Below are 13,074 nucleotides of genomic sequence, written 5' to 3' on the forward strand. Positions count from 1 at the left end.
ACATTATTTAACTATTAAAACTACATGAAAAAATATATTGTTGTTGGGATATTATTAGGAATATTTTTTCCAAAAGCTCAAACTTCGGATTCAACAAAAGTAAGTCCTAAAATAAAATTCTCTGCCTATGCGGAACTCTTTTATACTTATGATTTTAATGAACCGGCTAATCATCTTCGTCAAAATTTTTTATACTCATACAATAGACATAATGAAGTAAATCTTAACTTAGGATTGGTAAAAGCGTCTTATGAAAGTGATCAGCTTCGTGCTAATCTTAGTTTAATGGCAGGAACTTATGCTCAAGATAATATGGCAGCCGAACAAGATGCTTTACGTTATGTAAATGAAGCTAATATTGGAATTAAAATTTCCAAAAATAAGAACTTATGGATCGATGCGGGAATAATGCCATCCCACATTGGTTGGGAAAGTGCGATAGGAAAAGACAACTTCAATCTGACAAGGAGTTTGGCAGCAGAAAATTCTCCTTATTTTGAAACGGGTGCCAAAATTTCCTACACCTCAGATAACGGAAAATGGTTTTTAAGTGGATTGGTATTGAACGGATGGCAGCGTATTGCAAAACCTGAAGGTAATCAGACCATTTCTTTCGGGCATCAGGTAACCTACAAACCCAATGATAGAATTACATTAAACAGCAGTTCATTCATAGGAAATGATAAGGCAAAAGATGATAAAAGAATGCGTTATTTCCATGATTTACATGGAATTTTCCAGGTGACAAAACAGTTTTCTACGATCTTAGGTTTTGACATTGGAGCTGAACAAAAAACAAAAGGAAGCGATCAGTACAACATCTGGTATACTCCGAATGTTCTGATGAAGTATCAGTTCGATGATAAATGGGCATTGGCAGGAAGATTTGAATATTATAATGATAAAAATGGAGTAATCATCGACACAAAAACTCCAAACGGCTTTCAGACCTTCGGATATTCTGTGAATGTAGATTATGCCATTTTGAAGAATGTCGTATTTCGTACAGAAGCCAGAGGCTTTACTTCAAAAGATGCGATCTTTGTACAAAATAATGAGTTGAAACAGGGGAATTTTTTCATTACAACAAGTCTTGCAGCTTGGTTTTAATAATAAATTTAGCCACAGAAAAAAGTGTTTAAAATAAAATTAAAAAGAATAAAATCAATGTCATCAGCAGAACAATTTTTAGAACTGATCCAAAAATCCAAAAAAGGAAAATTCAAGATCTATATTGGAATGAGCGCCGGTGTGGGAAAAACCTTTCGTATGCTTCAGGAAGCTCATGCTCTCTTACGAAATGGTATCGATGTAAAAATAGGTTATATTGAAACCCACGGTCGGGAGGAAACAGTCGCGTTAGTTGATGGCATTCCAGAAATAGCAAGGAGATCCGTATTTTATAAGGGGAAAAATCTCGAAGAGATGGATCTGCAATCCATTATCAATGAACATCCTGAAGTAGTTCTTGTAGATGAACTGGCACATACCAATGTGGAAGGTTCAAAAAACAAAAAAAGATGGCAGGATGTTCTTGAGATTCTAGATAATGGAATCAATGTGATCAGCGCAATGAATATTCAGCATATTGAAAGTCTGAATGAAGAGGTCAAAAAAATTACTGGTGTAGAGGTTTCAGAGCGTGTTCCGGATAAAATCCTTGCCCTTGCTGATGAGGTTGTAAATATAGATTTAACAGCTGATGAACTTTTAACAAGATTAAAAGAAGGAAAGATCTATAAAAAAGATAAAATTCAGACGGCATTAAATAACTTTTTCCAAAGCGGACATATTCTACAACTTCGGGAGCTTTCATTAAAAGAAGTAGCTACACACGTTGAGAGAAAGGTTGAAACTGAAATCAAAACTGAAAACTTTAAGCCTATTAAGTTTCTCGCCTGTATCAGTAGTAATGAAAAAATTGCCAAAAATATTATCCGGAAAACAGCTCGTCTGGCCAGCTATTATAACAGTCCATGGACTGTTTTATACGTTCAGAAACCTTCTGAAAATCCAGAAAAAATAGCCTTAAATAAGCAACGATATTTAATTAATAATTTTAATTTAGCACAAGAAATGGGTGCTAAAGTAATCCGGATAAAGGAAAGCAGCGTTCATAAAGGAATTTTGGACTATGTGATTCAGCATAATATCACAACAGTCTGTATTGGAAAACCCCATTCTCATTTCTGGCAAAGACTTTCAGGTTACAGTTGGATCTACACATTAATGAACCGATTGAACGAACGACAGATAGACATTATCATTTTATCTTAAGAGTAATGAAACTTAAAACTAAACTCACACTAGGCGTAGGTCTTTTATTTTTGCTGATCGTTTTACTATCAGTGATAGGCTCTGTATACATCAATAAATTAAAATCGGATACAGAGAAAATTCTTACTGCAAATTACAACAGCTTAGAATATTCTAAAAATATGCTGATCGCCTTAGACAGGATGAGTACAGACAGCGTTGTTTCCGTAAGGGATTTTGAAAAAAATAATGCTTTACAGGAAAATAATCTTTCAGAAATTGGTGAAAAAGAAATCACTCAGAATCTTAAGATCCATTTTGGCAGCTATTTGAAGCAACCAGATTTTAAAAAAGAAAAGCTCATTCGTGAAGATTTAGTAAAGATCATGTCTTTAAATATGAAAGGGATTGAACGAAAAAGTGATACCGCAATAATCACTGCTGAACGTGCCACATTCTGGATTGTAAGTTTAGGAACGGTTAGTTTTCTGATCGCTTTTATTCTCTTATTTAATTTACCACAAACCATTGCGGAACCAATTAATCAGCTCACCTTTAGTATTAAACAGATCGCCAATAAAAATTATAATGAAAGAGTTCATTTTAAAGGAAGCGAAGAGTTTAGTGACCTTGCGAATTCTTTCAACATCATGGCTGAGAAATTACAGGAATATGAAAGCAGTACGCTTTCTACGCAGCTGATGGATAAAAAACGTATTGAAACACTTGTCAACAATATGCACGATGCCGTTATTGGTCTTGATGAAAATAATTTCATCTACATGATCAATGACGAAGCTTTGAATATCACCAATCTTCGCAAGGAAGAAATTATTGGAAAAACAGCGCATGAAGTTGCTGTAAACAATGATCTGGTCAGGGAGCTTCTTAAAAATATGGATCATCCGGTAAAAGATCCGATCAAAATTGTTACGGATAATAAAGAAAACTACTTTGAACAGGAAATAGTTCCCATTAATATTGCAAAAACGGGTGAAAAAGAGAAAAAATATATTGGAAAAGTAATCTTGCTACGAAATATTACTCCTTTTAAGGAACTTGATTTTGCAAAGACCAATTTTATAGCTACTATTTCTCATGAGCTTAAAACACCAATTGCGGCAATAAAAATGGGTGTTCAGCTTTTAGGAAATCAAAAATTTGGTGAACTCAACGGTCAACAGCAAGAGCTTCTTAAAAGCATCAATGATGATAGCCAACGTTTATTAGATATCACAGGGGAACTTCTCAACCTATCACAAGTTGAAACTGGAAATATCCGCCTGAATATTAAGAGTTGCTCTCCCAAAGAGATCGTTCTTACTGCCATTAAAAATGTTGAAAAACTAGCTGAGCAAAAACATATTGCTATTACCACAAACTTTCTTTTAGGTGATGATGATTTTGTTTCTGCAGATTTTGATAAAACGGTTTGGGTAATGAATAATTTCCTGAGCAATGCTATTAAGCATTCTTTTCAAGATGAGAACATTCAAATTTTAGTTGAAAAATCAGAGGCAATGATTCAATTCAGTATTACCGATACCGGAAGTGGAATTGATGAAAAATACCATCGTCAGATTTTCGACCGCTATTTTCAGGTTCCCGGTGAGCACCAAAATGGAACAGGTCTGGGATTAGCCATTTCAAAAAACTTTATTGAAAAACAGCACGGTGAAATCGGAGTAAAAAGCTCTCCGAATCAGGGAAGTACTTTTTATTTTGAATTGCCTTTAGCTTAAGTTAAAATTTTAAGATAAGATTTCATAAATGTGGTTGTTATAAATTAATAACCAAATTTAGCTTATCAATTAAGGTAATAATGAAAGAAATCCATTTTTATTCAAGTAAAATTAAGAGCTTATTTTTACTTTTGGGTTCAATTGGTTTTTGTTTATTACTCAGTCAATTTTATAGAAAGTTAGGAAATGAGGCTTGGATAAAACTATTCTATTCTACTTTGCATTCACTATTTTCATTTTTTCATCCATCCTTTCAATGTTATTACTATTGAGAAGAAAGCCATTATTAAGTATTACTGACACAGAAATTATTATTTATTATTTATTGAGAAAATCTGTTTCAGTAAAATTTAAAGAAATTTCAAAATTTTTTATATCTAATACGAAATTTCGAGGAATGAAAACAACTGAATACATCAATATCGTTATTAAGTATCCTAAAAATGTTCCACAGAAAAAATTTCCCGTATATTCTAGTGCTCAAAATATGATACAGACTGATATGTTGAATATTAAAACGAGTGAATTACTAAAAATATTAAATAAAAAATTGAATAGCTAAAAGCTCTTTCCAATTTTAGATAAATTACAACCAGTCCCTTATCATTATTAAAAACCATTGCTTTCCCATATTATAAGTATCTTGGTTCGCTTAAAAGCTATTGGTAATTACTTATGAAAAAAATTCTATTATTTGCTTTGTTGAGCTTCATTTTCACCCACAAGGTTTACGCTCAAGAAACTCCTGCCTCCTATGTTGAAAAAGCCATTCAGATTATGGAGCAAAATTCTGTTAATAAAAAAAGCATAGATTGGGTAACGATCAAAAAAGACGCCTTGAAGACTGCCCATGAAAAAAAGGAAATCAAAGAAACTTATCCGATAATCAGAGATATTTTAGGAAAATTAGGTGATCACCATTCAAAATTATACGAACCGGAGGTTGTTGCAGATTATTTAAAAAGACATAAAGATGTAGGACTGCCGTTTCCATATCCTAAGGATAGTCTTATTGATAAGAAGATAGCCTATATCTCCGTTCCTGCAATTGCTAATTTCAATCAGGAAGATTGGGATGAATATGTAAAAACGTTTTACGAGAAAGTAGAGAATCTGGATAAAAGTAATCCAACGATATGGATAATAGATCTCAGAAACAATGAAGGAGGCATGTTTTCACCTATGTTAAAAGCAATTTATCCATTTTTAGATGCTGAGAAAGTAGTCGGTTCTATTGACAATTCTGAAGGAGCAAGCTTCTATTCTTATAAAAATCCAGACATCTACTTTGGAAAACAAAAAATTGCAAATATTCCCATTCCTGATATCACATTAAAAAATAAAAACAAACCTATTTACATTTTAACAAATAAAAGAACGGCAAGTTCAGGGGAATTCGTCGTGGCAAGCTTTGTCGGACAAAAAAATGTAAAAATAGTGGGATGTAATACAATGGGATTGACCTCTGACAACTCCGAATTTAAATTGCCTGACAATGCTTTTCTGGTTCTTACTACTGGAACTCTCATCAACAGACAAAAATACGCATATAAAGAAGTTGGAAAGGGGATTGCAGCTGATATTGAAGTGAAAAGTGATCAATTGAGTGATTATATTAATGCAATTAAGAAGTTGTGAAGTTTAAATACTAAAAGTATTTTTGTACCTATCAAAACTTAAAATAAAACATAATGCCTGACTTTTTCTCTTTTTTTCCCTATCCATTTCTGATATTCGGTTTAACATACATGATTTTCTCTTCTATAATATTTTCAATTCAAAAAAAGAATATCATTTCCAATTTTAAACAATATGATTCTACAGAATTAAAAAATGTAAATGGGACGATTATTATTGAAAATGGATATTTAAGAAAAAATATTGAATGGTGCAGTTTTGACCTATTGATCAATAAAAATTCAATTTTTTTATTTAAGAAAAGATTCTATTTTATTCCAGGACGGAACATTAATTTAATATTTTCTAATTCTGATAAAAAAAATACCAAAAGGGCAACACTTCTTAGAGAGTTTAAAATTAATACTAATAATATTGAACTGGTGTATTATCCACCATTTCTCATGGGTCGCCAAAGTAAAATATTTTTAAAAAATCTAAATAAGGAACATATCTTATTACTCGAGAATACTCTAAGTAATAAAAGCAGAAGAATACCATAACAATTCAAATTATAAGTTAATTATGAATAAAACTCTTTTCATATTTTTTTGTTTTTTATTTGGTATAGTATATTCCCAAACGAATGTAAGTGATTATAATCTCTATATCTTTATTGGAGAAAAAGTAAGTATACATGAGTTTGATCCTAACATAGATAGAATAAAGCATGTTCGGAAAACAATCGATGAAGAAACTGGAGATTCTATAAATATTATCCAAGAAGATTATGTAATGGACAATGCTTTTAATTGCACTTATAAAGTTTTTAGAAAAATCCACGGAGATTTACAAGATATTGTACAGTTTAAAGCTTATGATCATTATGGAAGGCCTGGATTTGAAGATTATGAAAACATTATTCTATACCTTTCTAAAAACGATAAAGGAGAATTTTTCCACCAAAAGTACATTTATGACCCTGTTTACAAAATTGATGAAAAATGGGTTGGACTTTACAGTTTCGCTTTTGCAAATGATGTTAAAAACTCTTGGAAAAATTTTAAAACACAAAATATTAACAAAGATCACACTCTTAAAATAGACTTAAAAAATTGTGATAAAAATTGTCAAAACAAATATTATCCAAAACCCTATTTCAGAATAAAAGATAACATAGCCTATCCTAAAAAAGCATTTAATATAGATGATGTTATATCCTTTAGAAAAAGAAATACTTTTGTATTAAAGAATTAAGAATAAATTTATTTTTTAAAAGAATAAAACTCGAATAAATTATTTTGATATTATGCATAAATTAAAAATTATTTCAACTGTTTTATTAATACTAGCATTCAATTCTAAGATTCTTGCTCAGGCATTCAAGTTAGATGAACTGGAAAAGTTCAATCAATTAAGTATGGATTCATTTAAAAATGAGATCAAAAAACTTAATTACAAATATTATGACAAAACAGAAAGCTCTGAATTTGTTTTATATGAATATGACAGTAGCGATTATCAATATAAGATTGGAAAATTTCAATATACAACGGATAAATCATCAGACAGAATAGAGCTTCAGTTCAAAGCAAAAAATGAATATAATCAATATCTAAAAACAATTGCCAGTTTAGGATATAAACAAACTGAGACCGGAAAGATACCGGGAGGAGAAACCTATGTTGATTATTTTAAAAACAAAGATCACATCAGACTCATTTCCCCTAAGACTGGAGAACCTAACGATCCATATACTATTTTGATTTTTAAAAAGCTTTAATATCTGATAGGTTTCATGAATGATCTGATGTATACATCCTCTGCTCCACCCGTTTCTCTTAAAGAATTTGTTGAGAGTTTCTGGATGCTGGATAATCCATCGGAAAATAAAGAAGTCGTTCTTTTACCCGATGGAAGAATAGACGTTATATTTTCACAGTCTCCCACTGAACCTTTTCATATTGTCCTTTTAGGAATCGGAACTCATCCTGAAGAGGTTGTTATTGCTGAAAAAACCAAAACCTTTGCTATAAGCTTTAATCTACTGGCTACGGAATATATCCTTCATGAGAATGTATCCGATCTTCTGAACTATGCGAAAAATCTACCTATCGATTTTTGGGAATTCAATGCGAATGACATGTCGGACTTTGACCAATTCTGTATAAAAGCATCCAAGAAAATAGAAGGTGAACTTTCGAATCAAAAAATTGATGAACGGAAACGAAAACTTTTTGATCTTATCTATTCCTCGAATGGTGCCATCCCGATCAAAGAACTGTCAGAAAAGGTGATATGGAGCGAACGACAGATCAACCGGTATTTTAATCAGCAATATGGTATTTCCTTAAAGGCTTATTGTGGAATTCTACGCTTCAGAGCTTCCTTTAAACATATTAAAGAAGGAAAATTATTTCCCGAACAAAACTTTAGTGACCAGTCTCACTTTATTAAGGAAATCAAAAGACTTTCAGGATTTCTACCCAAAGAACTCAGTCAAAACAAAAACGACCGATTTATACAATTTTCCGTCCTTCCCAAGAAGTAATTTTGCATCATAATTTTAAAGATGATGATTACACAAAATAAAAAAATAGCCATTATTGGCGGTGGTCCGGGAGGACTTACTTTAGCAAAGCTTTTACAACTTAAAAATGTTCAGGTTCATGTCTATGAGCGTGATAAACATAAAGATGTCCGTGTACAGGGTGCTACTTTGGATCTGCATGAAGAATCAGGATTGGAAGCACTTCGAAGAGCAGGATTAATGGATGCCTTCAAAGCAAATTACCGACCTGATGCAGGAAAATTAAAAATTTTAGATAAAAATCTTAATCAATATCTCAATGAACATGATTCAGAGAGCTTTCATGATGAAGATCGTCCGGAGATCGACAGAGCACCCCTTAGAAAAATTCTATTGGAAACATTGGAACCAGAAACGGTAATTTGGGATAGTCAGTTTGTTTCTATGGAAAAACAGGAAGGTGGTTGGATTTTACATTTCAAAAACGGTAAATCCTACTATGCAGACATTGTTATTGCTGCAGATGGAGCTAATTCAAAAATACGTTCTTACATCACAGATGTTCAGGCAATATATTCTGGTGTCACAATTATTGAAGGTAATATTTATAATGCACAAATGAATGTTCCAAAGCTTTGGGAACTTGTTGATGGAGGAAAAATTTTTGCCATGGATGAGGAAAAGACTTTATTATTCAGCACCAAAGCAGATGGTACACTGACCTTTTATACCGGATGTAAGGTGAATGAAACCTGGGCACAGGAATCCGGAATTGATTTCAGCAATAAAGAACAGATCTTTGAATGGTTTAAAAAAGAATATGAAACATGGAATGAGATCTGGCAGGAATTATTTGAGACCAATGATTCTTCATTTGTGGTACGTCCTCAATATCATTATCCTCTAGATCAAACCTGGGAAACACTACCAAATTTAACGATGCTTGGTGATGCTGCCCACCGAATGCCTCCTTATGCAGGAGAAGGGGTTAATATGGCAATGCAGGATGCCTATGAACTGGCAGAATGCTTAACAGACGGGAAATCTAAGGATGTTCAAACTGCTCTTTCCTGTTATGAAAAGCAGATGCAAAAAAGAACTTATGAGATAACTAGAATCACTTTAGACAATACTGTTTTGATGCATTCTCCTAAAGCAATTGAAAATCTGATGAAGATGTTTAGTGATGAATAGAAGATAAATCCTGGAGCTGATGTTTATAATGGGACGTTGTTTTTAGTATTTAAAGTGTTATTTTGCATTTTTATTTATTTTTGGAATTAATTCTCAAACATATATATTTGTGAAAAAGTAGATTGAATTAACACTTTATTCTACCTTATTATTTTAACACATAATGAAATGAGAAAAACAATTTCCAATTTTTTAAACCTCCATATTGGGGAAGAAAATCCAACAATTGTTCTTGAAAATGTAACGAGTAATGTATCCTTCAGAGGTGCTAATCTCTGGATTCTGGCTTGTGCCATACTTATTGCTTCTGTAGGACTCAATGTAAATTCAACGGCAGTAATTATTGGTGCGATGCTGATCTCCCCTTTGATGGGTCCTATTGTAGGAGCAGGTTTTGCATTAGCGACTTTTAATTTTAGTTTATTAAAAAAATCAATGAAAAATTTGCTGATCGCTACGGTGGTCAGCTTAACGGTTTCCAGTCTGTATTTTTATTTAAGCCCTTTTAAAGATATCCAGTCCGAGCTGTTGGCAAGAACCTCACCTAATATCTATGATGTTCTGATTGCATTTTTTGGTGGAATTGTTGGGGCAGTCTCCATAACACGAATTGAGAAAGGAAACCCAATTCCGGGAGTTGCTATTGCAACAGCTTTAATGCCGCCATTGTGTACTGCAGGCTTTGGTATTGCAACAGGCAATTGGTCTTTTGTCGCTGGGGCATTCTATCTCTATACAATCAACTGCTTCTTTATCTGTATTTCTACATTCCTGATTATCAAGTTCCTTAAATATCAGGCAGTAGAAACTACTAATAAAGCTTTTGAAAAAAGGATCCGTTATGGAATTTCAATATTGATCATTGTGATGATCGTTCCCAGTTGTTATTTAGCTTACAACTTACTTAATCAGAAAAAATACAATCAAAATGTTGAAAACTTTATCGATAGTGAGTTTTCAAAGAAAGGATATACCGTGATTTATAAAAAAGTAGATTATAATAGTAATCCAAAATTGATTGAACTTGTTTTTTTATCTACTAAATTTGATAGCACGGAAATAAAGAACTTCAATTCTTCATTACAAGATTTCGGAATAAAAAATACCAATCTGGTCATTAAACAAAACACCAGCGACATAAAAAAGGAAATTCTAAGTGAGATCAATCTTCAAAAAACAAATATCACCGAAAAAGATCTCCAGGTTAATGAGTTGAAGAATGAATTGAATATATATAAAATGGATAATCCTGAATTGGTAAAAGAAGTGAAAATCCTTTTCCCGGAAGTCCAGGAAATGGCCATCGGAAAACTTCAAAATTATATCACAGCTGATTCAACAAGTTTAGAGACTGCTTTTATATATCAATCCGAAACTAAGATAGATGAAGAAAAACTGAAAGCATGGTTAGCTAACAGGCTAAAAACAAGTAATATTATTTTGTTTAATACAACAAAAGATACGAGCAAAAAGAAAAAATGATAGGGACTTTTAATAGATTAAAAATAGATGTGCGAATGAAATTTCATTCGCCTTTTTCATATAAATAATTTGAGTAAATTAGGATAAATAATATCCATGGAAGCACTTTTTTTCGAAACACCCAAAGAATTCAGAAAATGGTTGGAGAAAAACCATACTACAGAGACAGAAGTCATCGTAGGCTTCTATAAAGTTGGGGTTAAAAAACCATCCATGACCTGGTCTGAATCTGTAGATCAGGCTTTATGTTTTGGCTGGATCGATAGTGTAAGAAGATCCATAGATAAAGACAGCTACTGTAATCGTTTTACACCACGAAAACCGACAAGTATCTGGAGTGCCATCAACATAAAAAAAGTTGAAGACCTGACCAAAGCCGGATTAATGACACCAGCAGGTCTCAAAGCATTTGAATTAAAAAAACAAGAAAAAACCTCAATGTATTCTCACGAAAGAGAACTTGCAAGCCTTAGTCCTGAATTTGAGAAACAATTTAAAGACAATAAAAAGGCCTGGGATTTTTTCAACAACCAGGCTCCTTCTTATAAAAAGGTAATGCTACACTGGATTATGTCTGCCAAGCAGGAAAAAACACAGATATCAAGATTAGAAAAAACGATCAGAGAAAGTGAACAAGAAAAACGAGTAGTCTAATATTTCCATGGAAAAAACATTTAAACTAACAGGCGGTGCAAAAATCGGCCTTGCCAATGCTACCTATCCTTTTGCAGATCTTTATGTTGATGAAAACATATTGAAGATCAATGCCTCTCTTGTGGGCAATCTAGTTTTTCAACCGCAGGATATTATTTCTATTCAGCCTTACACCTCTATTCCGTTAATTGGTCAAGGTATTAAGATCAATCATCGAGTGGAAAATTATAATTCAAATGTTATTTTCTGGACTCTTAAAAATCCGGAAACAGTCATAAATGAAATTAAGAGTACTGGATTTTTAGAAAACAAAAATCCTACACTCATTTCAAGGGATTCCAAAATTATAGAACAACAGATACAGGGTGGATTTCCTTTAAAACCTTTTGTTTCTGTTTTTTTTATTGTTGTCTGGAACGCTTTTTTTATTTCTGATTTCTTTCCCATTTTCAGAAACGGAACTTCCCTGCCAGTATTTCCTGGCCCGGGGGTATGCTCTGCTTTGGGATTTATTTTTATTTCGGCTATACTTTCGTTAGTATCATCTGGTTTCAGAAGATTTATCTTAAAAGAAGGACGAAGTTTCGAAGACATTAAAAAACTAGCTATTTTCATCTCGTTGATTACCGGTTTCATGTTAACTGTCTTTTTAGCCATTGGTTTTTCAAATTAAATCTGTAAGGTTAAACTTATTGTATATTTTCTGATTAAACCTGTCCACTCCAAAGCTTTTCCATACTTTAGCCAAATTAAAATCTATTAACCAGTTTATTAACTCTTACTTAATTTATGAAATATATTATTGCATTTAGTCTTTTCATATTTAGCCACACTTATTTTTCCCAAGATAAAACGGAGATCTATGTGATCGGAAATATCCATCAGAGCGTTCCCAATTATAATCCACCCATTTTATTAGAAATCCTGGAGAAAATAAAACCAGATATTATACTGCACGAAGTAGATAGCAAAGGAATGGAGGAGTATGAAAAGGCGACTGAATTTAAAGAAAACGAAATTACTGCCAGTACTCAGTATTTTAAAAAATATCCTAAAACACTGCGGGCTTCATTTGATTTTGAAGGAAGAAATCAATACAGGAAAGACAAAGGAATGGTTCCTACAGATAATTTAGCGGTACAATTAATTGACAGTTTATATAAAACTAAAAGTCTGGATGCAGCAGACACGAAAATATATGAGAGTTTTATTAACACAACTGAAGAATTAAAAAAAGTTGCTGAATTAGCTCCTAAGAATTTTAACAACGCTGAAAACGATAAAATTTGTGAGAAAAGACAAAACGAGCAATACCATGAATTGACTAAAATCACTGACAAAAGACCTGAATTTGCTAAAAGATTTGTTACCAAGCCCAATGGAGAAAAAATAAGCTATAGAGAAGGATTTAAATTGATGTCCGGATTCTGGGATCTTAGAAATCAAACGATGGCTGCTAATATTTATAAAGTGGCAGCACAAAATCCAGGAAAAAAAATAGTTGTTTTAACTGGTTTCTTACACCGCTATTACATTATTAAGCAATTGAAAAAAATAAACGATCTAAAATATGTGATCAAAGAGTTTTATGATCTGTAA

The 13,074-nt window shown here is 32.4% G+C and carries 13 protein-coding genes; all 13 read left to right on the plus strand.

Annotation, left to right across the window (positions count from 1 at the left end; genetic code table 11):
- Positions 1-24: 24 nt before the first annotated feature.
- Positions 25-1,110: a porin gene (locus tag AC3WRL_RS18975; RefSeq protein WP_492331030.1), complete on the plus strand. Its 1,086-nt coding sequence runs from the start codon at positions 25-27 to the stop codon at positions 1,108-1,110.
- Between the two features lie 57 nt (positions 1,111-1,167).
- Positions 1,168-2,277 carry a sensor protein KdpD gene (locus AC3WRL_RS18980; protein WP_214829170.1) on the plus strand — a complete coding sequence of 370 codons (1,110 nt, stop codon included), beginning with the start codon at positions 1,168-1,170 and terminating at the stop codon, positions 2,275-2,277.
- A gap of 5 nt (positions 2,278-2,282) precedes the next feature.
- Positions 2,283-3,998, plus strand: a complete 1,716-nt coding sequence (locus tag AC3WRL_RS18985; protein WP_492331031.1) for an ATP-binding protein — start codon at positions 2,283-2,285, stop codon at positions 3,996-3,998.
- Positions 3,999-4,395: 397 nt separating this feature from the next.
- Positions 4,396-4,560 carry a hypothetical protein gene (locus AC3WRL_RS18990; RefSeq protein WP_261512981.1) on the plus strand — a complete coding sequence of 55 codons (165 nt, stop codon included), beginning with the start codon at positions 4,396-4,398 and terminating at the stop codon, positions 4,558-4,560.
- A 113-nt stretch (positions 4,561-4,673) separates the two neighbouring features.
- Positions 4,674-5,636, plus strand: a complete 963-nt coding sequence (locus AC3WRL_RS18995) for a S41 family peptidase (RefSeq protein ID WP_492331032.1) — start codon at positions 4,674-4,676, stop codon at positions 5,634-5,636.
- Between the two features lie 564 nt (positions 5,637-6,200).
- Positions 6,201-6,872: a hypothetical protein gene (locus AC3WRL_RS19000; protein WP_492331033.1), complete on the plus strand. Its 672-nt coding sequence runs from the start codon at positions 6,201-6,203 to the stop codon at positions 6,870-6,872.
- 52 nt (positions 6,873-6,924) lie between these two features.
- A complete protein-coding gene (locus tag AC3WRL_RS19005; RefSeq protein WP_492331034.1) occupies positions 6,925-7,398 on the plus strand; it encodes a hypothetical protein in 474 nt (157 codons plus the stop codon).
- Between the two features lie 15 nt (positions 7,399-7,413).
- Positions 7,414-8,166: a helix-turn-helix domain-containing protein gene (locus tag AC3WRL_RS19010; protein ID WP_492331035.1), complete on the plus strand. Its 753-nt coding sequence runs from the start codon at positions 7,414-7,416 to the stop codon at positions 8,164-8,166.
- Positions 8,167-8,187: 21 nt separating this feature from the next.
- Positions 8,188-9,339, plus strand: a complete 1,152-nt coding sequence (locus AC3WRL_RS19015; RefSeq protein WP_492331036.1) for an FAD-dependent oxidoreductase — start codon at positions 8,188-8,190, stop codon at positions 9,337-9,339.
- Positions 9,340-9,507: 168 nt separating this feature from the next.
- Positions 9,508-10,821 carry a DUF389 domain-containing protein gene (locus AC3WRL_RS19020; protein ID WP_492331037.1) on the plus strand — a complete coding sequence of 438 codons (1,314 nt, stop codon included), beginning with the start codon at positions 9,508-9,510 and terminating at the stop codon, positions 10,819-10,821.
- Positions 10,822-10,917: 96 nt separating this feature from the next.
- Positions 10,918-11,475 (plus strand): YdeI/OmpD-associated family protein, encoded by a 558-nt coding sequence (locus tag AC3WRL_RS19025; protein ID WP_214829156.1) that lies wholly within the window; start codon positions 10,918-10,920, stop codon positions 11,473-11,475.
- Between the two features lie 7 nt (positions 11,476-11,482).
- Positions 11,483-12,148: a hypothetical protein gene (locus AC3WRL_RS19030; RefSeq protein ID WP_492331038.1), complete on the plus strand. Its 666-nt coding sequence runs from the start codon at positions 11,483-11,485 to the stop codon at positions 12,146-12,148.
- Between the two features lie 116 nt (positions 12,149-12,264).
- Positions 12,265-13,074 carry a TraB/GumN family protein gene (locus tag AC3WRL_RS19035; protein ID WP_261512988.1) on the plus strand — a complete coding sequence of 270 codons (810 nt, stop codon included), beginning with the start codon at positions 12,265-12,267 and terminating at the stop codon, positions 13,072-13,074.

Source organism: Chryseobacterium sp. FW101-FHT12H09, from assembly GCF_058790395.1.